This window comes from Rhodococcus sp. 1163, from assembly GCF_002091985.1.
In the GTDB taxonomy this organism is placed as follows: Bacteria; Actinomycetota; Actinomycetes; order Mycobacteriales; family Mycobacteriaceae; genus Rhodococcoides.
This window is the reverse complement of the sequence record NZ_MKKX01000035.1, coordinates 24,943-50,136: the sequence shown is the minus strand read 5'-3', so window position 1 is coordinate 50,136 and position 25,194 is coordinate 24,943. Positions and strand designations below refer to the sequence as shown.

General features: G+C 62.9%; 23 protein-coding genes. 17 read left to right on the top strand and 6 right to left on the bottom strand.

Features of this window, described 5'->3' with window-relative positions:
• The first annotated feature begins 8 nt into the window (after positions 1-8).
• A complete protein-coding gene (locus tag BJD99_RS15980; protein ID WP_084348158.1) occupies positions 9-761 on the top strand; it encodes a 1-acyl-sn-glycerol-3-phosphate acyltransferase in 753 nt (250 codons plus the stop codon).
• Between the two features lie 69 nt (positions 762-830).
• Here BJD99_RS15980 and BJD99_RS15975 read toward each other — a convergent pair whose 3' ends face one another.
• Entirely contained in the window at positions 831-1,337 is a 507-nt protein-coding gene (locus tag BJD99_RS15975) for a nuclear transport factor 2 family protein (protein WP_084348157.1), read from the bottom strand.
• A gap of 109 nt (positions 1,338-1,446) precedes the next feature.
• Positions 1,447-2,190, bottom strand: a complete 744-nt coding sequence (locus BJD99_RS15970; protein ID WP_084348156.1) for a CPBP family intramembrane glutamic endopeptidase — start codon at positions 2,188-2,190, stop codon at positions 1,447-1,449.
• 144 nt (positions 2,191-2,334) lie between these two features.
• On the opposite strand from BJD99_RS15970, the gene BJD99_RS15965 reads away from it, so the two are divergent.
• Together BJD99_RS15965 and BJD99_RS15960 are read left to right on the top strand one after the other, a co-directional pair.
• Positions 2,335-3,171 (top strand): Cof-type HAD-IIB family hydrolase, encoded by an 837-nt coding sequence (locus BJD99_RS15965; RefSeq protein WP_084348155.1) that lies wholly within the window; start codon positions 2,335-2,337, stop codon positions 3,169-3,171.
• Between the two features lie 144 nt (positions 3,172-3,315).
• Positions 3,316-3,900 (top strand): hypothetical protein, encoded by a 585-nt coding sequence (locus BJD99_RS15960; RefSeq protein WP_084348154.1) that lies wholly within the window; start codon positions 3,316-3,318, stop codon positions 3,898-3,900.
• Positions 3,901-3,979: 79 nt separating this feature from the next.
• On the opposite strand, the gene BJD99_RS15955 is transcribed toward BJD99_RS15960, so the two are convergent.
• On the bottom strand, positions 3,980-4,510 hold the full coding sequence (locus BJD99_RS15955) for a GNAT family N-acetyltransferase (protein ID WP_084348153.1): 531 nt from the start codon (positions 4,508-4,510) through the stop codon (positions 3,980-3,982).
• A 143-nt stretch (positions 4,511-4,653) separates the two neighbouring features.
• Positions 4,654-4,974: a Mu transposase C-terminal domain-containing protein gene (locus tag BJD99_RS21025; RefSeq protein WP_256895875.1), complete on the bottom strand. Its 321-nt coding sequence runs from the start codon at positions 4,972-4,974 to the stop codon at positions 4,654-4,656.
• Positions 4,975-5,404: 430 nt separating this feature from the next.
• On the opposite strand from BJD99_RS21025, the gene BJD99_RS15945 reads away from it, so the two are divergent.
• Positions 5,405-6,706: a hypothetical protein gene (locus BJD99_RS15945; RefSeq protein WP_084348151.1), complete on the top strand. Its 1,302-nt coding sequence runs from the start codon at positions 5,405-5,407 to the stop codon at positions 6,704-6,706.
• A gap of 80 nt (positions 6,707-6,786) precedes the next feature.
• Here the strand turns inward: BJD99_RS15945 and BJD99_RS15940 are convergent, their stop codons facing one another.
• Together BJD99_RS15940 and BJD99_RS15935 are read right to left on the bottom strand one after the other, a co-directional pair.
• A complete protein-coding gene (locus BJD99_RS15940) occupies positions 6,787-7,227 on the bottom strand; it encodes a hypothetical protein (protein ID WP_084348150.1) in 441 nt (146 codons plus the stop codon).
• Positions 7,228-7,464: 237 nt separating this feature from the next.
• Positions 7,465-9,531, bottom strand: a complete 2,067-nt coding sequence (locus tag BJD99_RS15935; protein ID WP_084348149.1) for an N-acetylmuramoyl-L-alanine amidase — start codon at positions 9,529-9,531, stop codon at positions 7,465-7,467.
• Between the two features lie 189 nt (positions 9,532-9,720).
• Between BJD99_RS15935 and cobM the strand changes: the two genes are divergently transcribed.
• The 13 genes from cobM to BJD99_RS15870 all read left to right on the top strand — a co-directional run bounded on the left by cobM (position 9,721) and on the right by BJD99_RS15870 (position 25,156).
• Positions 9,721-10,500, top strand: a complete 780-nt coding sequence (cobM, locus tag BJD99_RS15930) for a precorrin-4 C(11)-methyltransferase (protein WP_084348148.1) — start codon at positions 9,721-9,723, stop codon at positions 10,498-10,500.
• Positions 10,497-11,261 carry a precorrin-6A synthase (deacetylating) gene (cobF, locus tag BJD99_RS15925; protein ID WP_084348147.1) on the top strand — a complete coding sequence of 255 codons (765 nt, stop codon included), beginning with the start codon at positions 10,497-10,499 and terminating at the stop codon, positions 11,259-11,261. Before cobM ends, cobF begins: the two co-directional genes overlap by 4 nt.
• Positions 11,262-11,381: 120 nt before the next feature.
• Positions 11,382-12,611 carry a UDP-galactopyranose mutase gene (gene glf, locus BJD99_RS15920; RefSeq protein WP_256895792.1) on the top strand — a complete coding sequence of 410 codons (1,230 nt, stop codon included), beginning with the start codon at positions 11,382-11,384 and terminating at the stop codon, positions 12,609-12,611.
• Positions 12,608-14,515, top strand: a complete 1,908-nt coding sequence (locus BJD99_RS15915) for a glycosyltransferase (protein WP_084348146.1) — start codon at positions 12,608-12,610, stop codon at positions 14,513-14,515. Before glf ends, BJD99_RS15915 begins: the two co-directional genes overlap by 4 nt.
• Positions 14,493-15,044: a phosphatase PAP2 family protein gene (locus tag BJD99_RS15910; protein ID WP_373270551.1), complete on the top strand. Its 552-nt coding sequence runs from the start codon at positions 14,493-14,495 to the stop codon at positions 15,042-15,044. The genes BJD99_RS15915 and BJD99_RS15910 overlap by 23 nt, the downstream gene beginning before the upstream one ends.
• A complete protein-coding gene (locus BJD99_RS15905) occupies positions 15,041-15,946 on the top strand; it encodes a decaprenyl-phosphate phosphoribosyltransferase (protein WP_084348144.1) in 906 nt (301 codons plus the stop codon). The genes BJD99_RS15910 and BJD99_RS15905 overlap by 4 nt, the downstream gene beginning before the upstream one ends.
• Positions 15,924-17,780 carry a flagellar motor control protein ZomB gene (gene zomB / locus BJD99_RS15900; RefSeq protein WP_084348143.1) on the top strand — a complete coding sequence of 619 codons (1,857 nt, stop codon included), beginning with the start codon at positions 15,924-15,926 and terminating at the stop codon, positions 17,778-17,780. Before BJD99_RS15905 ends, zomB begins: the two co-directional genes overlap by 23 nt.
• A 195-nt stretch (positions 17,781-17,975) precedes the next feature.
• Positions 17,976-18,968 carry an alpha/beta hydrolase family protein gene (locus BJD99_RS15895; RefSeq protein ID WP_179142367.1) on the top strand — a complete coding sequence of 331 codons (993 nt, stop codon included), beginning with the start codon at positions 17,976-17,978 and terminating at the stop codon, positions 18,966-18,968.
• A 292-nt stretch (positions 18,969-19,260) separates the two neighbouring features.
• Positions 19,261-20,262 carry an alpha/beta hydrolase family protein gene (locus BJD99_RS15890; protein ID WP_084348142.1) on the top strand — a complete coding sequence of 334 codons (1,002 nt, stop codon included), beginning with the start codon at positions 19,261-19,263 and terminating at the stop codon, positions 20,260-20,262.
• Between the two features lie 202 nt (positions 20,263-20,464).
• A complete protein-coding gene (locus BJD99_RS15885) occupies positions 20,465-22,312 on the top strand; it encodes an alpha/beta hydrolase-fold protein (protein ID WP_084348141.1) in 1,848 nt (615 codons plus the stop codon).
• A gap of 115 nt (positions 22,313-22,427) precedes the next feature.
• Positions 22,428-22,973: a DUF732 domain-containing protein gene (locus BJD99_RS15880; protein WP_084348140.1), complete on the top strand. Its 546-nt coding sequence runs from the start codon at positions 22,428-22,430 to the stop codon at positions 22,971-22,973.
• Between the two features lie 8 nt (positions 22,974-22,981).
• Complete coding sequence (locus BJD99_RS15875; RefSeq protein WP_084348139.1) at positions 22,982-23,950, top strand: cutinase family protein; 969 nt, start codon at positions 22,982-22,984, stop codon at positions 23,948-23,950.
• A 186-nt stretch (positions 23,951-24,136) separates the two neighbouring features.
• Positions 24,137-25,156, top strand: a complete 1,020-nt coding sequence (locus tag BJD99_RS15870) for an LLM class F420-dependent oxidoreductase (protein WP_084348138.1) — start codon at positions 24,137-24,139, stop codon at positions 25,154-25,156.
• The last annotated feature ends 38 nt before the right edge of the window (positions 25,157-25,194 follow it).

The following is a 25,194-nucleotide window of genomic DNA, read 5'->3' as shown; positions in this document are numbered from 1 at the left end:
AGCCGATTGTGGAACCCGTCTATCGATCTGTCATCGGCATTGCTCGTGTGGTCTTCGCGCTGGAGGGCCTGAAATTCAAGGTTGTGGGTGAGGAGAACATCCCTGCCACCGGTGGCGCGGTCATCGCGGTCAACCACACCGGATATCTGGACTTCACCTACGCCGGGATACCGCCGCGCAGGGTGAAGCGGTACATCCGCTTCATGGCCAAGAAGGAAGTGTTCGACAACAAGATTTCGGGTCCGATCATGCGATCGCTGAAGCACATTCCGGTGGATCGTGGGGCCGGTGCGGATTCCTACCAGGCTGCCGTCGCGGATCTGCGCAAGGGCGAGCTGGTCGGGGTCTACCCGGAGGCCACCATCAGTCGCAGCTTCGAGATCAAGGAATTCAAGTCCGGGGCGGCGAGAATGGCTATCGAGGCCGGCGTGCCGATCATTCCGACGGTCATCTGGGGTGCGCAGCGCGTCTGGACCAAGGGCTTTCCGAAGCGATTGGGACGCACCAACACTCCCATCTCCATTGCGGTCGGCAAGCCGATCGAGCCGGTCGGTCCACCGAGTGAGCTCACCGAGAAGCTGCATTCGGTGATGCAGGAGATGCTGTTGGCTCTGCAGGAGGATTACGACCACGAGCCGGGCGCTTATTGGGTTCCCGCCCGTCTCGGCGGTGGTGCGCCCACGTTGGAGCAGGCAGACAAGCTCGATGCCGAGGATCTTGCAGCGAGAAATGCTGCGCGGGAAGCGAAGAAGTCCAAGTAGAGCCTAAGCACGCGACCTGCGGCGTGTGCGCTGACCCGCGCACACGCCGTCAGATGCTGTCTCTGGTTGCTAGCGGTCGTGGAATCCTGGGGTCGAGTCGACGCGCAGGCGGGTCAGATTCCGGTAGCTGATCAGCCACCGACCGTCCTCCAGTCGGTATTCCTCGTGGTAGTGGCCGTATCCATGAAGGTGCTCGGTCGTGCCGGTGGCCGTGTTGGTCCACCACAACTTGTCTTCCATCGCCCAGATTCCCGTGGCGGTGGTCGGCGACGTCATCGTGATCTCCGGGGTGTGGCCGTGGTGCACGCTGGTGACCGTCACCGCGCCGTCGAGTGTGCTCCGAATAGCCGCGGCCAACGCCTGCGAACCGGTCACCTGTTTGCCGGTTTCGGAGGCGTCGGTCTGCGGGGCAGCGTCGGGACTGGCCCAAGAATCGCTGACCACGTCATCGGTGTGGAAGCTCGCGTAGCGGTCCCATTCCTTGTTGTCCATGCACCGCAGGCGGGCGGCGAAGAGCTGCTTGATTTCCTCGATCGCCAGTAGTTTGTCGAGTGCTTCGCTCGCGTTGATCGTCATATCTGTCCACGTTGCCAGGCTCTGGGGTGTGGTCGAGTGGATTTTCCGCTGGATGGGATACATGCGACCGGAGGGGCTGCAGTTCGCTGATCTCAGGACATCGACGATTTCAGGACATCGAGGCGTGCCACACCAATGCGGCGGCGAGTGCACCGATGCCGTTGAGTGACCAGTGCAACGCGATCGGGGCGATCAGGCTGCCGCTGCGGCGTCGCAGCCAGGTGAAGACGAGGCCGGCTGCGGCTGTCGCGATGACCGCGGCCACGATGCCTGCGATCTGACCGAATACCCCGCCGCCGAGGAAATTGCTCAGCCCCGCATTGCCCGCGGTCAATCCGAGTGACGACGCGATATGCCATAGGCCGAAGAGCAGTGATCCGGCGGCGAAGACGCCACGGGCACCGTAGATGCGTCCCAGTGTGCCGTGCAGTACACCGCGGAAGGCCAGTTCCTCGGGGATGACCGTTTGCAACGGGATGACGATCATCGACGCGACGAGCGCGGCCGAGATGGTGGCATACCGATCGGCCATGAAGAAAGGCCTGGTCATCGGCAGTAGAGCTCCGATTGCAACGACGGTGACGACGAGTCCGACAGCGCCGAGCGCGTAGATCGAACCGGTTTTCCATTGCTTCGGTGACAGGCCCAGTTCGGCCCAGCCGAGGCCGCGGCGTCGGGTCAGTGCAACGAGGATGACGGCCGCGATGGGTACCGTCGCGATGCTGGCCCACACCGTGGTGAAGTGGGCGATCAGGTTGGTACCGACGAGCACCAGAACGACGACCGCAACATCGAGGTACGCGTGGAATCCGCGTCGGCGAGATGCCTTCGCGTCGGCCTGGGTCATGAGCATCCCACCGAGTGTACGGAAAACCTGCTCGGTGCCGAGGTGACTCCGAACAGTAGTGTGACCGAGTCCTCACCTCGGCCGACCGGGCGTGCTGCTGCGGACACCCTGGTGAGCGTGCCGGGCGCCCTCGACGGCTACTAGGGCACAATGGCGGCGATGCCTGATACCTCTCGGACCCAGCCCCGCCTCGTCGCCAGCGACGTCGACGGCACCCTTCTCGACGCCCACGAGCGGGTCAGCGAGCGCACTCGACGAGCGGTTCTGACCATGGTCGGGGAGGGGACCCCCTTCATCCTCTCGACCGGGCGACCGCCGCGTTGGATCTCACCCGTCGTCGAGCAACTCGGCTATGCACCGATGTGTGTCTGTGCCAACGGCGCGGTGATCTACGACAGTGGCACCGACCGGATTCTCGACACACAGACGCTGTCGGCCGAGACGTTGCAGTGGCTTGCCGACGTCGCATACTCGGTGTTGCCCGGTTGCGGGCTGGCGGCCGAGCGTACCGGTAAATCGGCACACGACGCCGCGACACCGCAGTTCGTCAGTTCACCCGGTTACGAGCACGCGTGGCTCAATCCCGACAACACGGAAACCTCCGACACCGAGGTGTTGGAAGTGCCGGCCGTGAAACTGCTCATCAGATTGTCCAGTGCGTCGAGCGGGGACATGGTTGCCGCTCTCGAACCGCTGATCGACGGCCGGGCAGATATCACGTTCTCCACCGACAACGGGCTGATCGAATTGTCGGCGCCCGGTGTCACCAAGGCATCCGGGGTCGCCCTGGTCGCCGAGCGACTGTCGGTGGCGGCGAAAGACATTGCTGCGTTCGGCGACATGCCCAACGACATCCCGATGCTGAAGATGGCAGGCCGAGGCGTAGCCATGGCAAACGCGCACCCCGCCGTCCTCGCTGCAGCCGACGAAGTGACGGTGAGCAACGTGGACGACGGGGTTGCGGTGGTCCTCGAACGCTGGTGGTGACTTCTCCGGACTAATTAGGCACAGCCATATTCGGTCGCAGGCTCGACGAAATCTTCGGCTCCTCTGCGATAGCCGCAAATGAGTGCAGATGGGCACGCAGGTTCACTTTTCAACACTGCTCCCGCGTTGTGAAACCATGGCCGAATGACAGTTCGACCGTGCACCGATGCTTCGCCGGCTCAGTGGCTACTCACCGCGGACCGCGACTGGTCGGACCTAGCTGTCCGCGGGCCCCTCGGATTTGAGGCGTACGCACGCCTGCGCTTCATCCCCGACCCGACCCACTCAAGCCAGCGCGCACAGGAATCTGACACGAGCCGGCGCTGCCTGGCAGAGATCACACAACTCTCCATCGCAGTTTCGCACCTCGCCAACCACACCACCACACCCGACAACTGCTACTTCGCCATCTGGGAAGGATGGGGCGGACTCGAACTCGTCGGACCGGTGCAAGTCCCGTTCATCAATCGTGAAGCAGTCTTGTTCAACGGTGCCGCCGACGATCTCTCGACATGGGTCGACTCGCGCGATCACACCAGCCCCGACAACTTGCCGATTCCAGCATTCCTCTGGCCCGCCGACCAGGCTTGGTGTATCGCCAACGACGTCGACTCCCACTTCGCCACCATTGGCGCGAGCTCAAATGCAATCGGAGAACTTCTCGACAACACCATCATTGATGTCACCGAAGACGATCCCAGCCGTCCGCAACCCTGGTACATCGACTAGAGAACACACAGCCGCCGACGCCGAAACCCATCCGAGGGCGGGGCTGTCACTGCGCGTCGCGTTCGCATTCTGAAGCAAGTCACATCGAACGGTCCTGCCTCAACATGGCGTACCCCACTGTGTTCGTCCACTGATCCTCGCAGCGCCTGTCTGCAACGAAGTGAGCCTCCCGGCGCATGCCGAGCCGTTCGGCAAGCGCAGCGGAGGCGGTATTTCGGCCATCCATTTCGGCGATCACCCGATGCACCTCCGGCACGGCAAACACGACGTCGTCGAGCAGTGTCTGCACCGCCTCGGTGGCGTACCCGCGGCCGCGCGCATCAGCAGCAAACACCCACCCCAATTCCAACGTCTGCTCTTTGCCGGCAGCAAACCAGGCTGCGACGTTGCCGATTACAACCCTATTCGCCTCGACGACGAGATTCACACCGCCATCATCGAGACTCGTTCTTCTGCAACGTTGTTCGACCATGTTTCGAGCCTGCGTCTCATCCCACGGACCATGAAACAAGTACTCGCAGACCTCCGGGTCGCTGTAGTACCGCAGTAAAGCACCCGCATCGGTCGAACGGTATGACCTGAGAGTCAACCGGTCGGTCTTCAGCTCCATGCAATCAACGATGCCACATCATGTCTATCTCCTGGACCAGTCATGTCAGTTTAGAAGACACCCACATCCCGTCGGAAGTTGATGACTTCACTCACTTCTCGCGATCGCCAGAGAGTCTCGTTCCATATATGAGACGTGGCAGTTCAAGATTGAAACCCTATGCAAGAAAACGGGATTGAAGCGATCGGCTCTGTACGACAACGCCACGCTCGCACGGGTCGAACACGCCAGCTACCGGAGAGATCTAACACAGAACGGTACGGCGCCTCGACATATCCGCTGCCGCTGTCGGGGTCCAGGACCCACACCTTGCTCGGATCTCGTGGATCGCGTCGGATCACGAACTGGCCCAGCTTCTCTCGTCGAGTGATACGCGATCTCAGAGCGTTCGAGAAGTACTGGATGTGGTCGATGACGAACCCCGCCCGAGTCAGGCGGCGCCGTATGACGGGAAGGAAATCCACCAGGAATGCGGTCTCGTCCACCACTGTCGACGTCGACAGAGCATTGTCGGCGTCGTCGCTGCTGGTCCACTGCGCAGCTATGCTCCGGCGGATTCCGGTGTGCACGTCCGGGTGATAGGCCGCGATCGCCAGGGTCAGCCAGCGTTCCAATTCTCGTAACGTCAGTCCAGCCGTGCCCTTCGAGTCGTAGCTGCCCCGTTCCGTTGGGTTCGAGAACGTGGTGCCGTGGAGTTCGTGAACCTAGGTCATGACGGTGCCGAGGATGCGTTCGACGATCCCGCACCAATGCGGTCGAGCGAGTGGTCGGTAGCCGAGGTCGATGCCGTGCTGCTCGCAATCGAATACCCACCGGACTTCGAAGTGCTACGGGGGCTTCGCAGGTTCAGGTCTGGTAGGAATGAGCCATGGCATCCGACTCGCCGAAAGGCGCATGACCGGCTCGCGCGTATTCCGGCCCGGTCCTTTAGCCGGCCACGGCCCTGATCTCTGGCTTCTCGACGTCGGAAAGCCCGTCCTACTGCACCGCAACCGAGACGGATCCACCGCGACGCATGTCATCCCCGGTGGCTCCTATGGTTCCGACATCGTCGGCCACACCCCGCGGTGGTTGCATGCCGACGGTTTGGGCTGCTGGATCGTCGGCGCCGACGGCATCGTCCACTGCGACCACGCGGGCATCGTCACCACGGTCCAGTCCACCCGGATATCCGGATCAGCTCTGGTGAACGGCGTATTGGCGACGTCGGTAACCGGTGTCGACGAGCTCACCCTGCGCACGGTGGGCGGTGTGTTTGCGACTGTCGGACTTCCGGCCGAGGTGCGGACGATCTACCCGTCAGGCCACGGGTTCGTGATACTGATGCGCACCGGACGCTACGAGCCGGGAGTGCAACGCGGATCCTGGTGCGCACACGTCGGACTCGACGGAACCCTTGCGCTCGGCACGGCATGGGAGATTCGTCCCTGGCGAGGGTTGGACACCGTGGTCGACGTGGGAACACAGATCGCCGTCGGCAAGGGTGCCTCGTTCGGGCAGGTGCTCGACACGGAACTGACGCCGGCGTTTTCGCTGCCGCTGACGTCGGAGTTTCCGCCCTGGGCGACGGCCTCTGGTGTCTGGATGGTGATGCGATCGTCCAGACTGATTCATAGACTGGGTGATTCGGCGTTTGCGACGCAGTCCGACATGGCGCAGCCTCATTTCACCTACTTCTGCCTCGACCGCGGCCTGACGCGTCCCGAGCGGTGGGCTGGTGCTCCTGGGTTTCCGATCGGCCTGGCGGTAGTGCCGGAGCTCGGCGAATTGTGGATCTCGACGATGACCGGCACGTTCGTCGGTGCGACCGGGTCGGGCCCGGTGTCGATGGCAGAAGTCGAATTCGATTCACTCCCTGACCTTCCCGTCACCGCGCCGCTCGAACTGGGCGATCCGGACGAGTGGACCGAGCGTCAACGCATCCGATTGCTGGCGGAGAACAAAGCCGCGGGCCTGCTCGACATCGAGGTCGACGGCTGGTTCCCCACCACGACGTTGATTCTGACGTTCCGCATTCGAGGGATGAACGGCGTCTGTGCGCGGTCGGTGTCCGTCTTCGATCGTGACGGTCGGCCGCGGTTGTGGCAGGGCGCGCCGACGCTGATGGAGTGGATCAACCTCGACATCATGGAGGCGGGCGGTCTCGAGCGTCTACGCGAAAAGGAGTCCGGGCGGTTCGGGTATGTGTGGACGTGACTGCTGGTGGTGCGGCTGAGACGCACGTACCTCGGCCCAAGTGCACAAAGACGTTTTCGCGGGACAGTTTTGCCTCATGACTATGTACTGGCCAATCTACGAGTACGTGGAGGAGTGGAATCTTCCGCTGATGCTCGGGCCCCGTTGCCGATGGCCAGGGACAGCAGAGCGGTCGCGGTTCGAACGCAGCACGGCTCGCCCGCATTCGAGTGTCGGATGGTGCACGCCGCGTAGCGATCACCGGGGTACCGCTTGCGAGTGATGGGATTGACTGTGCCGGCCGTCGTAGTCGATTTCGTGCGCGGCGAGAGCCTGGTTTTGGTGGCATGGGTAAGCCACAGCACCAGGTCGCGTCCCTCGGCCGGGGTGGCTTTGTCCCATTCCACACCGATTGCGTGCAGCAAGCGCCACCAACGCAACAGGCCGTGCGCGTAACTTCGTACGCATTCGTCGCTGTTGTCCTGTGCGACAAAGTCGGTGAGGCTATCGCCGAATCGGCTCCACCGGGATCCCGCTCTCATCGAGCACAAGCCAGGGCATCAGGCCCTCCGCCCGATCGAAGCGGCCACATCGTGGCAACCTGATCGATCTGATATCCCGCTCCACATCGTTGAACACCTGCACATCACCTCTTCTGTTCGAGGTGATGTCTTACCGATCCGGAGGTTCATCCGAGGTGAGGAAGCTGCGCGTGTCGCCCCGTAGCCCGGTAAACAGATCACACCCCGCTGCGGCGTCGGCCGCAGCGGGGCCGAAACCTACGGCGCCGGTGCTACCTCGGGTGCGGCAGGTGCCGGTTCGATCGGAGCCGACACGGCACCTTCGTCCATCTTCTGCTGGTAGGTGTCGTTGTAGGTCTTGATGACAGTGGTGACGATTCCGGTTGCTTCGTTGAAGATCAGCGAACCGTTCTCGAAATCGGTGCGCAGACCCTCGGGGACGCGGTATTCATCCGTACTCGGAAGTCCGAGGTCACCGTTCTCCCCACCCAGCGCGAGGAATTGCTCGAAAATCTTGCCGATCACCGCGACTGCTTGGCCGGCGATTGTCGTGAAAATCGAGCCGTTGGCGAATCCGGCGGATTGTCCACCCTTGACCTGGACGAGGCCGCTGACCGGGGTTCCGAGAATTCCGGTTTCGCCGCCCGAGGCCAACCACTTCTGTGCGATCGGATTCTGATCGGCAAGACGGAGCAGTTCGTCGACGAGCGCCGGAACTCCAGCGCCGAGCGTGCTGCTGACGTCCGTTCCCGCCGAGTTCGGGGTCTGTTCCTCTGGTGTTGCTGCGACCTGTTCCGCTGGATCTGTCTCTGCAGGAGCAGAACTCACCTCGGCACCGCCGAGCGATGCTTCGGCGATATCGCGAATCGCGTCCAGCTTTGCGTAGGCACCGTCACCGGGGCATGCGGTGTTCCCGACGTCACGGTGTGCGAAGATGACCGGCAGGTCGACGCTCTGGCCTTGGCCGACGAACGTGAACTCGGTGCCCTCGGACGTCATCGTCGTGTTGCCCTTGGGGTCGAGTCCGGCGAGTCCCAGACGCCAGCCGAGGAACGAGCCGACCGAATCGATGGTTGCCTGTGGTGGCGCCTCGGTGGAGTAGTCGCCCATCATTGCGATGCCCATGGTGTTTTCGTTGAACCCACCGGCATGCGCACCCTGCACCGGCTTGTCCAAACCGCCTGCGCGGCCTTCGAATATCTGGCCGTACTTGTCGACCAACACGTTGTAGCCGACGTCGCACCAGCCGAGTGTCTGGGCGTGGTAGGCGTAGATGGCCCGGACGATCTCGACCGACTCCGACTTCGAGTACTCGTTGCTGCCCGCGGTGTGATGCACTGTCGCGCCGCCGAGGAAGTCGTCGTAATCCGGGGTGGCGCAACGGATGGATTCGTCTGCGCCCCACTGTGATCGCGAGATCACCTTCGGGCCCGTACTTCCCGCAACGGGTGTCGCGAGATCACTGAGTGTGGCGTCCGCGGGGGACGTACCTGGCTGAATCAGGACGGCACTGATGCCGTCGATCGCCGATGCAAGCGGAGTGTCCTGCTGACGCAACGGCTTCGAGATGGACGCGGGCGTGTAACCGAGCGGCTGCTCGGGGGCGGGCGCCAGCGCTGGAGCGGGTGCTGGTGCCGGGGCGGGCGCCTGCGGTCGCGGAGTCATCAGCAGCTGAACCGCCTTGGTTGCTCCCACGAAAATCGGCTCGGTGCCCTGCTTCTCGGGTGCGGCGGCCGCGTCGTCGACGCCGGTGTCGACGGGTTCGGTTGCGAGCCAAGGGCCCCAGGATCCGTCGTCGAGCTGGCGACGAATCTGCGCCGACGCGTTGTCGAGACCTGTCGACGTCAGAGCCACCATGCTGAACGGGGTGTCCTGCTTCAGTTCCTTGACGACAGCGCCGAGTGGCGCGCCGGGATCGTCACCGGCAGGAGGGGTTACCGGAGCCGACACGTCGTTCGGTGCCAGCGGAGTCGGTGCCTGGGCCGACGGTGCCGACGAACCGGGGACCGTCAGACCGGGGATCTCCGGTATCTGGAACGGCGGAAGCGCGATGTCGTCGGGAAGTGGCAGGTACTTCAGATCGGACAGGCGCAGGTCGGGCAGCGGAAGACCCGTCAGTTCCCTGAGTGGGATGACGATGTCCGGTGCTGCCGCCAGAGCCGTTTCGACGATCTTCGTGGGCACTGTCACAGGGGTGGTCTCGTTGGCCGATCGAACATCGGTGGACGCAGAGTCGCCGGAGATGCTGTACGCCGCGAAAGGGCTCGCGACGGCCAGTAGGGCGACAGCGCCGAGAACGATCGACGGCTTCGTTCGACGGTGCAAGGCGGTACTCCTGGTTGTAGGCGAACTGATTATGAGGTGGTGCGTTCCCACGCTGCGGTAATCGCTACAGCAACACGGATCACATCCACCCCATCCGACACAAGGCTAAACCTTAGCTTGAGAGTTAGCCACCGCGCGGATTGCCAGTACGTGCGGCGCGTCGAATCTCACCGCCTACGCTTTTGCCTTGTGACAGTCCACTTCATCGGCGCCGGTCCCGGTGCACCCGACCTGCTGACGCTGCGCGCAGTCGAGCTGCTCAACGCCAGTCCAGTGTGTGTTTACGCTGGTACGTATATCGACGACGCGATTCTCGCGCACTGTCCACCGGGCGCTCGACTCGTCGACACAGCTCGGCTCGACCTGGACACGATCACGCAAGAACTCGTCGACGCTCATCGACGTGGTGACGACGTCGCACGGCTGTGCTCGGGAGATCCGTCGCTGTACTCCGCACTCGCGGAGCAGTCGGCCCGCCTGGACGCCGCGGGAGTGCCCTGGGATGTCACTCCCGGGGTTCCCGCGTACGCCGCGGCCGCTGCCACACTGCGCATCGAGCTGACAGTCCCCGAGGTCACACAGTCCGTGGTGCTGACACGGACGCAAGCGCGCTCGACGGTTATGCCGGACACCGAGGCGCTGTCGCGGTTCGCCGAAACGCGGTCGACGCTGGTGCTGCATCTGGCCATCACTCGGATTCGGGCGTTGGTCGAGGAGATCGTCGGTGAGTACGGCGCCGGTTGCCCGGCCGCTGTCGTCTTTCATGCGAGCAAGCCCGATCAGCTCGTCCTGAACGGAACTCTCGCCGACATCGCCGACCAGGTCGAGGCCGCAGGGCTCCGCCAGGCCGCGGTCATTCTCGTCGGACCTGCGGTGGGCCGCACGCCCGGCGCGGAATCGCATCTCTACGACGCTTGCCGAGATCGGGCAGGAGTGGAGCCTGCGGAACGACCAGGCGGGTCACGATGAAAATCCATCTCGTCGGAATCGGGGGCGGGCATCCGGACCAGATCACCGTCCAGGCTGTCGGGAAGCTTCGCGAGGTCGATGTGTTCCTCGTCGCGGACAAGGGAGCATCGGTGGGTGATCTAGGTGAGGCGCGCGCTGAGATTCTGCGACGTCATGTGCCGGGGAAGTACCGCGTCGTCGCGGTCCCCGACCCGAAGCGTGATCGGAAGCCCAGCGACTACGGGACCGCAGTACTGGACTGGCACGACGCCCGCGCCCGCGCCTACGAGGACGTGCTGCTCGGGCTGGACCCTTCGGCGACCGTGGGATTCCTCGTCTGGGGTGACCCTGCGCTCTACGACAGCACCATCAGAGTGATCGAGCGGGTCCGTGACTTCGGGACCCTCGATATCGACTATGACGTCACGCCAGGCATCAGCAGTGTGTCGATGCTCGCCGCCGCCCACCGTTTGGTGCTCAACCGAATCGGTGGTCCGATCACCATCACCACCGGCCGGGCCCTCGAGGCCGACGTAACGGCCGGAGCGGACAATATCGTGGTCATGCTCGACGGACACCTGGCCTGCCGAGCGCTGGTCGGGGAGGACCGCTGGGGCATTCACTGGGGCGCCAATCTGGGAACAGTGGATGAAAAGTTGGTGTCCGGCAGGTTGGACGACTGCATCGACGAGATCGACCAGGTGCGCGCAGAGCTCAAGAGCCAGCACGGATGGGTTATGGATACCTACCTCTTGCGGGCAGGAGCGGAGCCTGCGGAGTGACTTCGGCGGTCAGGAGCGGAGCCTGCGGAGTGACTCGGAGGGGTCAGGAGCGGAGCCTGCGGAGTGACTTTGGCGGTCAGGAGCGGAGGGTGTGCGGGTTGTCGGATACCCTGATTGCCCGTGACTGCCGTAAACCCTGTGCCTGTTGATTCCGACGCCTCCGTGACCGGCCGATACGACCTTATTGTCGTCGGATCCGGGTTCTTCGGACTGACTGTGGCGGAGCGCTCGGCGTCTCAGCTGGGCAAGCGTGTCCTTGTTCTGGACCGCCGCCACCACCTTGGAGGTAATGCGTACTCGGAGGCCGAGCCCGAGACGGGCATCGAGGTCCATAAGTACGGTGCTCACCTTTTTCACACCTCGAACAAGCGGGTGTGGGATTACGTGAATCAGTTCACGGATTTCACGAGTTACCAGCATCGCGTGTTCGCGTTGCACAAGGGCCAGTCGTACCAGTTCCCGATGGGCCTCGGTCTGATCTCGCAGTTCTTCGGTAAGTATTACTCTCCTGCCGAGGCGCGCGCGCTCATCGAGGAGCAGTCCAGTGAGTTCGATTCGAAGGTTGCGCAGAACTTCGAGGAGAAGGCGATCTCGCTGATCGGGCGCCCGCTGTACGAGGCGTTCATCCGCGATTACACCGCCAAGCAGTGGCAGACGGACCCGAAGAATCTGCCGGCGGGAAACATCACGCGGCTGCCGGTGCGTTACACGTTCGACAATCGCTACTTCAACGACACGTACGAGGGGTTGCCGGTCGACGGTTACACCGCGTGGTTGGAGAACATGACGGCCAGTGACTTGATCGAGGTCCGGCTGAACACCGATTGGTTCGACGTGCGTGAGAAGTTGATCGCCGAGAACCCGGATGCCCCGATTGTCTACACCGGCCCACTGGACCGCTACTTCGATTACTCCGAAGGCGAATTGGGCTGGCGTACAATCGATTTCGAGACAGAAGTGCTGGCGACCGGTGATTTCCAAGGCACGCCCGTGATGAACTACAACGACGCCGACGTCCCGTTCATTCGTATTCACGAGTTCCGCCACTTCCATCCCGAGCGGGCGTACCCGGGCGACAAGACCGTCATCATGCGAGAGTTCTCGCGATTCGCCGAGAGCGGCGACGAGCCGTACTACCCGATCAACACTCCTGAAGACCGCCAGAAACTGGAGGCGTACCGCGGCCGCGCGAAGAAGGAAGCCGCCGAGAACGGGGTTCTCTTCGGCGGACGGCTCGGCACCTATCAGTACCTCGACATGCACATGGCCATTGCCAGTGCGCTGAACTTGTACGACAACACGCTCGCACCACATTTCGAGTCGGGCGCTGCCCTGGCAGGAGACAAATGACGGCCAAGCATCTGCTCGAGGACGGTGTCCTCGACTTCGTCCCCTACTTCGGTAAGTCGCTTCTGCAGCGGGTCCTGTTGCCTCGTCCGGGTGAGCCGCTCGACGTGCGCACTCTGTACCTCGAGGAGGCGACGACCAATGCCCGACGGGCACATTCGCTGTCACGCACCTCGTTGACGGTCGGCGCCGAATCCGAGGTGTCGTTCTGCACCTACTTCAATGCGTTCCCGGCGAGTTATTGGCGCCGCTACAGCATCCTGAAGTCCGTTGTACTGCGTGTGGAGGTCTCCGGTCATTGCCGGATCGATGTCTACCGCTCCAAGGCCGATAGCTCGCGCATCCACGTCGAGGGCCGTGAAGCCGTCGACGGTGATGCGGCACAAGAGTTCGTGATCGATCTCGGTCCGTTCGAGGATGGCGGTTGGATCTGGTTCGACATCACCTCCGACTCCGAGGTCGTACTGGAGAGTGCCGGGTGGTTCGCGCCGATCGAGGCACCGGGTGAGGCGACGGTGGCCGTCGGGATCCCGACGTTCAACCGACCCACCGATGCGGTGAAAGCGCTTGTGGCACTGGGTTCGGACCCGCTGGTGCTCGATGTGATCAAGGCCGTCATCATGCCCGATCAGGGTACGAGGAAGGCCAGGGACGAGCCCGGATTCGACGAGGCCGAAGCAGGACTGGGTGGCCGTCTTGCCATCCATGACCAGGCGAACCTCGGTGGTTCCGGCGGGTACAGCCGCATCATGTACGAGGCGCTGAACAACACCGACTGCCAACACATTCTGTTCATGGACGACGACATCGAGATCGAGCCGGACTCGATTCTTCGTGCGCTGGCAATGTCGCGATTCGCGAAGGTTCCCACGCTCGTCGGCGGCCAGATGCTCAACCTTCAAGCCCGTAGCCACCTGCATGTGATGGGCGAGGTCGTCAATCGCAGCAACTTCATGTGGACCGGTGCGCAGAACGTCGAGTACGACCACGACTTCAGCGAATACCCACTGCGCTCGAGCAAGCTGCTGCACCGACGCATCGACGTCGACTACAACGGCTGGTGGATGTGCATGATCCCGCGCGTCGTCGCCGAAGAGCTCGGTCAGCCGTTGCCGCTGTTCATCAAGTGGGACGACGCCGAATACGGTTTGCGCGCAAGGGAAGCCGGATACCCGACGGTCACTCTCCCCGGTGCGGCGATCTGGCACATGGCGTGGAGCGACAAGGACGACGCCATCGACTGGCAGGCGTACTTCCACCTACGTAACCGACTCGTCGTCGCTGCACTGCACATGCCCGGCAACGGTCGCGGCCTGGTGCTCGACACGATCAAGGCCACCGTCAAGCATCTGCTGTGCCTCGAGTACTCCACGGTTGCCATTCAGAACAAGGCGATCCGCGATTTCCTCGAAGGGCCCGAGCACATCCTCGAGATCCTCCCGACGTCGCTCGGTGAGGTGCACGCGCTGCGCAAGACCTTCCCCGACTCCGTCGTCGTCGGCTCGTCGACCGAACTGCCCCTCGCCTCGGGTGAGGAAGTAGGAGCCGTCGGACTGCCGACGAATCCGCTGTCGAAGATTTCGCGACTGGCCAAGGGGCTCGTGCACAACTTGAAGCCTGCGCACGACCGCCACCACGAGCGCCCACAGCTCAACGTGCCGACGCTCGATGCGCGGTGGTTCCTGCTCTCGCAGGTCGATGGCGTCACCGTCACCACTGCCGACGGCCGCGGCGTCGTCTACCGTCAGCGTGACCGCGAGAAGGCGGCCGCGCTGTTCAAGGAAGCAATGGCACTCCGAACCGAGCTCTCACGCCGGTTCCCTGAACTCAAGGGTCGCTACCGCGATGCCGTCCCTCACCTCACCAGTAAGGAAACCTGGGAACGTGTCTTTCTTTACGAGGGTTAAGGGCGTGAACGGCTCGCCTGCCGAGGTTCGCATTCTGTCGAAGATTCAGTCGACGGTCGGCGCGCAACCAGGCGCCGTTGCAGTTGCCCGGGGCATGTCGCACTTCGGCGAGCATGCTCTGGGTTGGGTCGCCATCGCGGGCGTCGGCGCTCTGCTCGATGCTCCGCGAAGGCGGCAGTGGGCGGGCGTCGCCGTCGGCGCAGTGGGTTCGCATGCCGCGTCGATCGTGATCAAGAGAGTTGTGCGGCGTCCGCGCCCCAACGATCCGTCGGTGCTCATCAATGTCTCCACTCCCAGCAAATTGAGCTTTCCGTCTTCGCACGCGACCTCGACTACTGCAGCCGCGGTGTTGCTCGGCCGGTTGACCGGACTACCGTTGACAGCGGTCCTGGTGCCCGCTGTCTTAGTACCACCGATGCTGCTCTCGCGGCTCGTTCTCGGTGTCCATTACCCGACTGATGTACTTGCAGGATCTGCGCTCGGCGCGATATCGGCAGCCGCCATCCTGAAGTTCGAAGGAGACAAATGAGCGAGGAAGCCTCCGTCGTCGGAGCACCACCGAAGAATCTTGCCGAAGGCGTGATCAAGGCGCTTCGACCCCGGCAGTGGGTCAAGAACGTCTTGGTACTCGCCGCGCCGCTGGCTGCGGGATCTGTCACCGAAGGTGATGTGCTTCTTCCCGTCGCACTGGCCTTCGTCGTGTTCTGTTTCGCGGCATCGGGCATCTACCTGGTCAACGACGCCCTCGATGTCGAGGCCGACCGCGCGCACCCGACCAAGCGTTTCCGTCCCATCGCTGCAGGTGTGCTGCCGGTCAACCTCGCGTTCGCGATGGCCGTGGTGTCCCTGAGCCTTGCCGTCGGACTGTCTTTCTTCGCGAACTGGAAGCTTGCCCTGGTCATCGGGGTGTACATCGTCGTCCAGCTGGCGTACTGCTTCGGACTCAAGCATCAGGCCGTGCTGGACATCTGCATCGTGTCCTCGGGATTCCTGCTCCGGGCCATCGCGGGTGGTGTGGCCGCGTCCATTCAGCTCTCGCAGTGGTTCCTGCTGATCATGGCGTTCGGGTCGCTGTTCATGGCCGCCGGTAAGCGGTACGCGGAGTTGCAGTTCGCCGAGCGTACGGGCGCGAAGATCCGTAAGTCGCTGGAGAACTACACGACCACCTATCTGCGATTCGTGTGGACGCTTTCGGCTACCGCTGTCGTGCTCTGCTACGGCCTGTGGGCTTTCGAACAGGACGCCGCAACCACCACCAACTGGTTCGCAATCTCGATGATTCCGTTCACTATCGCTATCCTGCGTTACGCAGTGGATGTCGATGGAGGCGAGGCAGGCGAACCCGAGGAGATCGCGTTGGGCGATCGGGTGTTGCAGGTACTCGCGCTTGCGTGGATCGGAGTAGTGGTTGTCGCCGTCTACCTCGCGTGAGGTGCTGCCCGCCCCTACACGCACGTCGAGGACGATCTTCGGCATCGGTGTTGCCGTGTCCGCACTGTTGTTCCTTGTCGGTGCCTGGGAACGGCGGTGGATCGCCGACGACGGTCTGATCGTTCTCCGTACGGTCCGCAATCTTCTGGCCGGCAACGGCCCGGTCTTCAACGCCGGCGAGCGTGTGGAGACCAACACCAGCACCATCTGGACCTACCTGGTCTATGCGGTCAGCTGGCTCAGCGAGATACGTCTCGAGTACGTGGTCCTGACCATAGCGTTGGTCTTGTCGACCGCTGCGATCGTGCTGGCGATGTTCGGTACCTACGCGCTTCGGACGCGGTCGGCCGGCGTGGTGGCCTACCTTCCCGCTGGGGTGCTCGTCTACATCGCGGTTCCTCCTGCCCGAGACTTCGCCACTTCGGGTCTCGAGACATGTCTGGTCATTTTCTGGATTGCAGCGCTGTGGTTGCTGATGGTCCGCTGGAGCACCAGAACCATCAGTGGCCCCGCGTGGCTGTTCCTTGCCTTCTGGGCCGGCCTCGGTCCGCTGGTGCGCCCGGAACTCCTCATCCTGTCGGGGCTCGCGCTCATCATGCTGTTTCTTGCGCGTCAATCCTGGAAGAGTCGTCTCGCAGTCTTCGTCGTCGCAGGCATCGTGCCGGTCGGATATCAGATTTGGCGGATGGGTTACTACGGGTTGCCCTACCCGAACACTGCGGTGTCCAAGGATGCGGGCGGCGCAAAGTGGGCACAGGGATTCGATTATCTGTGGAATTTGCTCGGACCGTACATGCTCTGGTTGCCGCTGCTACTGATGCTCGTCGCAGGGGTGGTGACAGCTGCTATGTCAGGGCGCGCCGGCCTACGAATTCCGAGATCGCGCCGAGATGCGCAAGGCCTTTTACGCAGCCGGACCGCGGTCGTCGCATTCGTCCTGATCGGTGGACTTCTCTCGGCGGTTTATGCAGTTCGAGTCGGCGGCGATTTCATGCACGGTCGCACACTCCTGCCGGCATTGTTCACTCTGCTTCTCCCTATTTCGGTGTTGCCCGTGACAATTCCGAACAAAAGTTCCGATACACGGCAGGTCTTGACAGCGGCAGGCGGCGGCGTTCTGTGGCTGGTGACGATCGTGTGGGCATTCTTTGCCGCCAACACGACGGGAATGCCGGAGGGCTCCATCGTCGGTCGCAGTGGAATCGTCGACGAGCGTGCCTTCTACTCCCTCAATACCGGGCATGCGCACCCGATTCTCGCGTCGGACTACCTCGACTACCCGCGGATGCGACCGATGGTCGAAACCATCGCGAACACCCCGGACGGCGGACTCTTGTTGCCCTCGGCCCAGTTCACCTACTGGGATGTCGTGCCACCGCCGCTGCCGATACCCCCAGGTGGCGCTGGTCACACGGTCTACTTCTTGAACCTGGGCATGACGAGCATGAACGTCGGCCTCGATGTGCGGGTAATCGATCAAATGGGCCTTGCCTACCCGCTGGCTTCGCACACCGAGCGGCTGGAGAACGGCCGCATCGGGCACGACAAGAACCTGTACCCGGACTGGGTCGTAGCCGATCTGGGTCTCGTCGACAAACATCCCTTCCTGCCCTGGTACATGGACGAGGACTGGGTCGCCCAGGCGCGTGTAGCTCTCTCTTGTGAGGACACCCGTGAACTCATCGATTCGTATCGCGCCCCGCTGACGAAAGAGTTGTTCGTCAGGAACATCAAACGTTCGCTGTTCTATGCCGGCTACCGATTCGATCGAGTTCCGGAGTACGAAATACAGAGATGTGGTTTAGAGCCCCCTATCCTGCAGGGGGACAATTAAGCGGCCGTCGGTTGCTTCGATATCCATTCGAGGCCAAGATGGGATATCTCATTTTAGTAACGGGTATCGCGCTTCGGCCGATGTATGCGAAAGATGTGTGTGAATGCTGGTCCCGCAAGGACCAAATTTCATACCGCTGAAACGGGCGAATAGCCCACTGGTACGGATCACCACACCGCTGAGAGGTAAGACTGCATGCTGGGAAGAACCAAGAAGAGCGGCGCGGGACGGGTGCGTCGGGTGCTCACAGCGCTGATGCTCGCCGTGATCCTGCCCGCCGGTCTGGCCGTGGCCGGGACAGGGGCGACCGCCAACGCAGCGTTCGATTCGCGAGCGTTCGACTTCGTCACCGACTCCAGCATGGGCCCGATCAAGAGCCGCATCTGGCGCGCTGCTGACGGCAACACCAATCGTGTGGTCTACCTACTCGACGGCCTGCGCGCCACCAACGACATTTCCGGCTGGGAGCACGAGACCGACGTCGGAGCGTACTTGGCTTCGTGGAACATCAACGTCGTCCAGCCTGTCGGCGGACAGTCGAGCTTCTACAGCGACTGGTACGCACCGTCCAACTTCAACGGACAGCAGACCACGTACAAGTGGGAGACGTTCCTGACGCAGAATCTGCGCAACAACCTCTCCAGCCGCCTCGGCTTCAATCCGAATCGCAACGGCGTCGTTGGCATCTCGATGGGCGGCAGCGCTGCGCTGACGCTCGCCGCCTACCACCCCGACCAGTTCAGCTACGCGGGCTCGTTGTCCGGCTACCTGAACATCTCGGCGCCCGGAATGCGCGAGGCAATGCGTCTTGCACTCCTCGATTCGGGTCGCTTCAACATCGACGCAATGTGGGGACCGCCGTGGGATCCGGCGTGGTTGCGTAACGATCCGTTCGTGTTCGCACCGCGACTTCGCGACAACGGCACCCGCGTGTGGGTCTTCGCAGGAAGCGGTCTGCCGGGCGGACTCGATCAGCCGCGTTCTCCGATCGACTACTTCAACACAGGTAACGCCATGGGACTCGAAGCTATCGCGCTGGCCAACAGTCGTGCGTTCCAGATCCGTATGGCGAGCCTCGGTGCGAACAACGTGACGTACGCATTCCCGGCAGTGGGAACCCATCAGTGGGGCTACTGGCAGGAACAGGCTCACATCATGGCGCCTGATCTGAGTGCAAATATCGGGTAAGGTCCCCGGCGAAGTCCCCGTTTTCCGGCCCGTTGTGAAAGTTCACGACGTTTACGGGCTGGTCAGCGGGGCTTTCACAGGCTAGTCTCAGTTTCTGATATCAGCCCCAGGCGGATCTGCGGCCTAAACGCCACAGTTTTGCTCTGGGGCTGATGGGTGGAATACCCTCCAGTTTTGCTTCACCACCGAATACCCCTTTGCTTACGGCCCGGCAGGGCCGAAGATGCCCTGTTGGCACGCCGGGCGCCGCAACATCGCGGAGACCTGCAGTAGACGAGAGAGAGCACGATTCATGCGATTTGCTGGCCTCAGCAGTAAAGCTAGGTGGGGTAAGCGCCTCATCGGCGTCGGCGCGGCAGCCCTGGTCCTCCCACTCACCGTCGGTGTCGTGGGTGGCGCAACCGCTCTCGCAGCACCGAGCGCAGTGGTTCACAAGGCCCCGTCCGGTGGACGCGAAGACCTGTTCGTCCCATCCGAGATGGGTCCGATCAAGGTTCAGGTCCAGTGGGCAGCGCGTGGCGGCGATGCCGCTCTCTACCTGCTCGACGGACTCCGCGCCCGCGACGACCGCAATGCATGGTCCTTCGAGACCAATGCGCAGGATCAGTTCGCCGGCGACAACGTCACGCTCGTCATGCCCGTCGGTGGGCAGGCCAGCTTCTACAGTGACTGGTACGCCGCGTCCAACCTCAACGGCCAGGAAGTCACTTACAAGTGGGAGACCTTCCTGACCGAGGATCTTCCGGCCTACCTGGAGAACTACGGCGTTTCGCGTAACAACAACGCTGTCGTCGGAATCTCGATGGGTGGCTCGGCTGCACTGACGCTCGCCGCTTACCACCGCGACCAGTTCAAGTTCGCCGGTTCGTTCTCCGGATACCTGAACATCTCGGCGCCCGGAATGCGTGAAGCAATCCGCGTGGCGATGCTCTCGCAGTCGTGGTTCAACGTCGACTCCATGTGGGGACCGCCCTGGAGCCCGGCGTGGCTTCGCAACGACCCGTTCGTCTTCGCTCCGAAGCTGAAGGGCTTGTCGCTGTACGTTTCGGCTGCCAGTGGTCTGCCCGGCGAGTTCGACAAGCCGCGTGCTCCGATCGACTTCTACAACACGGCAAACGGCATGGCTCTCGAAGCCCTGGCGCTCGCCAACAGCCGCGCATTCCAGGTCCGCCTGGCGACGCTCGGTATCCCGGCGACGTTCGACTTCCCGGCTAGCGGTATCCACGCGTGGCCGTACTGGTCCTCCGAGCTGTTCAAGGCCCGTGGCCAGATCCTCGAGGCTCTGAACGCCTGATCTCGAAGACGAGATCGAGTTCGTAGATTCGCACAAATGCCGTCCTGCACCAGTTGCAGGGCGGCATTTCTGCGTGTGCGGGGGCGAGCTGCCGGGGGAACCGATCAACAATTGCACCACCAGTCACAGCGAGCCTCGTGTGCTTCGGCGTAGTTCGCGTGTAGAAAGACATCGTCAGCAAGAACGAAGGAGAGTCATCATCATGCGCAGTGGGCTTGCTCGGTTCGGAGTAGCAGCGGCACTGGCCGTCGCCCTGGCATCGCCGTTCGGCGCTGCCGGCATTGCGCAAGCGACTCCGGTACCCGCGTCTCTGCCTGCGCAGACGCAGGCAACCTCCGGAGCTACCGTCACCGATGTCGATTGGCTTTCGGACCGTCGCGTGGCGCTCTGGATCACATCTCCGTCGATGGGCACTCCGATTCAGGTCCAGCTCCTGCTCGCGCGCGACTGGAACATCAACCCGCAGGCCGTGTTCCCGTCGGTGTACATGCTCGATGGTCTCCGAGCAACGGACACCGAGAACGGATGGACGCTCGAGACGGACATCGAGTCCTACTTCGCCGACAAGAACGTCAACGTCGTACTGCCGGTCGGTGGACAGTCCAGCTTCTATTCCGACTGGATCGACCAGGACCAGGGGAAGAACTATCAGTGGGAGACGTTCCTGACCAAGGAACTCCCGCCGATCCTCGAGAACGAGTGGCGCACCAACCAAACTCGTGGTGTCGTCGGCCTGTCCATGGGTGGCACGGCCGCGATGTTCCTCGCCGCACGCAACAAGGGCTTCTTCACGTTCGCAGCGTCGCTCTCGGGCATTCTGACGACGACGTCTCTCGGCATGCCACAGGCGATTCAGTACGCGATGACCGACGCGGGCGGGTACAGCTCCAAGGCGATGTGGGGCGCGCCCACCAATGATCTGTGGGCTCAGCACGACCCATACCTGTTGGCCGATCAGCTCGAAGGCGTGAGTCTCTACGTATCGAGCGGAAACGGCGCAGCCGGCCCGTACGATCCGCCGTCGGGCATCCCCGGCGTCAGCTCGAACTACGCCGGTATGGGTCTGGAAATCCTCTCGCGCCTGACCTCACAGACATTTGCGACCAAACTGAACAAGCTCGGAATCCCCGCCCAGGTCAATTACCGGCCGTCGGGAACACATACGTGGGAGTACTGGCAGTTCGAGCTGCATCAGCTCTGGCCGCAGCTCGCCGGCGCCCTCGACGTCGATGTCGACAAGCCCGCATGCAACGCAGCCGGAGCGATCGGCAACGCGTCGGGTGCGAATTCCTGGCTAGGCGACTGCCTGACCCCGGAGTACAACGTCGCGGGCGGTCGCGCACAGGACTTCAGGTTCGGACGCGTCTTCTTCTCGCCCGACACCGGCGCTCAGGTAGTCGCAGGTGCCATCGGCGGCAACTACCAGGGCTCCGGCGGTCCTTCGGGCCCACTGGGCTTCCCGAAGACCGGTGAGTTCGGAACTCCCGACGGACGCGGACGCGGAAACGCATTCCAGAACGGAATGGTCTACTTCACGCCGCAGACCGGCGCGCACGCCGTGCGTGGCGCGATCCTCGACGAGTGGGCACGCCAGGGCTACGAGGGTGGCCCGTTGGGATACCCGGTACTCGACGAGGTGGCGACGCCATCGAAGCCGGGCGCGGTCCAGGGCTTCGAGATCGGCGCGATGTACTTCAGTCCCGAACTCGGTACCCACTCGGTGCAGGGCATGATCCTCGGCAAGTACGGCCAACTCGGATGGGAGAACGGCCCACTGGGCTTCCCGAAGACCAGCGAGCTCGGTCCGATCAAGGATGGCGGCCGGTTCAACGAGTTCGAGGGTGGCAACGTCTACTGGAGTCCGCTGACCGGTGCGTGGGCAATTCGCAACGGTGAGATCTTCGACGCTTGGAAGAGCGTCGGCTACGAAGGTGGCCGCTTGGGATATATCACCAGCGATCAGTTCGATATCGACGGTGGCGGCGTGCAACAGAACTTCCAGTTCGGCATCATCACTGTGAAGGATGGCAAGGTGACAATCGCGCCGTGATCGCAGCTCGAGAGGTTCGGGGTACCGCTTCAGGTTTCTCTCAGTGGAACTCTGTACCCTCACGCGTTGAACGATGCCGCTCGTGAATCATGCGCTTGTGAGGACTGGATTGAACATGCGAACGTCTCTGGCCCGAACCCTGTCGATGGGCGTTCTCGCCGTAGCTGCAGGTGGAATGTTGGTCGCCTGCGGAAGCGACGACTCCACCGCCACCGGGGTACCGACCACTACCACCGCCACCACTACGGCCGAATCCTCGACGACCTCGGCGACGACCTCGGCGAGCGAGTCGACGACCTCGGCCGCCGTGACGAGTCCCGGTGAGGCAGCGACGGCACCGCCGGAGCAGCCGCAGCCTGTACCCGAGGATTTCCCGGGTGCAACCCAGGCACCGATGGACGATCGAGGCCAAGCGTTTCTCGAAGAGTTGAAAAAGAGTGGGGTCACCCCGGCGGGCAACGGTGAGATCGCCATCTCGACGGCCACCTACATTTGTTCGGCGCAGTCGCAGGGTGTCGCACCGGACGAGATCTCGACGTTCGTGACAGCCAACGTGGGGGTCGAGGCCAGCGCGTCGGGCACGCAGATCACGGCCGAACAGGCAGGCGAGACCGCACAGCTCTACATCACCGCCGCGCAGAACACGATTTGTAAGGCCTGACGGTCTCGATGGCGAACCCGACGAAGAAAAAGAGGCGTCTGCTACCGAAGCTCCTTGCGGTAGCAGTCGTTCTCGGCCTGATCATCGTGGCCGCGTGGTATCTGCTTGCCGGAAGGCTGCCGGACACTGTGCCTTCCCCGGTGCCAGAGCCCGGCCCGGGTGAACAGACGTCGCAACCGGCGGATTGTGCCGATGTCTCGGTCATCGCCATTCCCGGTACCTGGGAATCTTCGGCGACCGACGATCCGTACAACCCGTCGGCCAATCCGTTGTCTTTGATGCTGAACGTGACTCGGCCGCTGCAGGAGCAGTTCGAGCCGGGGCGGGCCAGCGTGTACACGGTCCCGTACGTTGCGCAGTTCTCCAACCCGATCGCGTTCCCGCCCGACGGCCAGCAGTCGTACAACAACTCTCGTACCGAGGGTGCTGCGGCAGCGAAGGCCGAACTGACCCGCGTCAGCGAGCACTGCCCGCTGACGAGTTACATCCTGGCCGGTTTCTCGCAGGGTGCTGTCATCGCAGGCGACATTGCAGCCGAGATCGGTGCAGGCAACGGCCCGGTCGCAGCGGACAAGGTTCTGGGCGTGACTTTGATAGCGGACGGGCGCCGTGACGGCACCTCCGGGCAGGACATCGGACCGCCGGTCGACGGGGTCGGCGCCGAGGTTGCGCTCGGTGGTCTCGACTTTCCCGGCGTCACGATGACAGGGGCCCGCGCCGGCGGATTCGGTTCACTCGATTCGGTGGTCAATCAGATATGTGCGCCGGGCGATCTCATCTGTACTGCTCCGTCGGAAGGCTTGTCGCTGCGCAACATTCCGCAGAGCATCGGAATTCTCGTGGGGGCTGCAGGTAACCCGGTGCATGCGTCATACAACACCTTCGTGGTCGATGACAGCGGCACGACGTCGACGCAGTGGACTGCGCGGTGGGCGGCCGGTCTGATCGAGCAGGCGCCGGCGATTCCGCACTCCTGAGCGGAGGGGACGGGGCCCAGCGGAGGTGTCACAAGGTCCACTCCGCCCTCTGGGGAATAGGCACAAAGCTGGTCCTCGTGTACCCCGGCAGGTGTATTCCCGGGTAGTGAGCAGATAGAGTGGCCGCTTGGAGTAGGCGCAATCGGCGCTGGAATCTACGCGTACCCGCATCGAGGAGACCTATACATGTGTTCCGCCCAGGCCCCGGATCTACCCGCTGACGGGCAGATCAGGGCGCTTCGTCCGTTCCGCTTCGCAGCAGGCGGTGAGGGCAACGCCGAGGAGGGTGGAGCGCGCAAGTTCATCAAGCTGGCGCAGCTGGCCGAGGAGCTCGGCTACGACAGCTTCATGATCCCGGATCACCTCGGCAATCAGGTCGGCCCGATTGCGGCACTCGGCGCGCTCGCGGTGGCTACGGAGAAGATCCGTCTGGGCACCGCAGTTCTCGCGAACGGGTTCCGGCATCCGGCGATTCTGGCCAAGGACGCCGCGACCATCGACGTTCTCTCGGGTGGTCGCCTCGAGCTCGGGTTGGGCGCGGGCTGGATGCGGGACGAGTACGACAAGGCCGGCATCACCTACGACCGGCCGGGCGTCCGTATCGAGAAGCTCGAGGAGAGCCTTCAGATTCTCGATACTTTGCTTCGCGGAAAAGAATGCAATTTCGAGGGCAAACACTTCAAGATCACCGGCCTGAAGGGCAGTCCACGGCCACGTCAGGGACCGAGACCGCCGATCTGTGTCGGCGGCGGTGGCCCTCGTATGTTGGCACTGGCCGCAAAGTATGCCGACATCATCTCGGTCGTGCCGAGTTCGACGAAGGACGGCAAGCTTCGTCTGTCCGGTATGACGTTGGAGAAGACGATCGAACGAGTCGAGCTCATCCGTGAGGCAGCCGGAGAGCGCTTCGAGGAGATCGAACTGAACTGGGCGATCACGACCATCGTGGTCACGGACGATCGTGAGCAGATGGCCGAGATGGCGTTGGCTGCTCTCGACAACGGCTATCCGCCGAACGTCGACGTGGATGTGAAACTGAGTATCGAGGATATTTTGACCTCGCCGTACCTCGCGTTCGGAACGTACGAGGAAATTGCCGATCAGATCCGTAACGTTCGTGCGAAAACAACGATGTCCTATGTCGGGGTTTTCCCCACACAGATGGAAGCGTTCGCGCCGGTCATCGAGTTGCTGAAGGGTGAATGACCGGACGTTCGGTACTCGAATGGCGGGGCCGGCAGGCC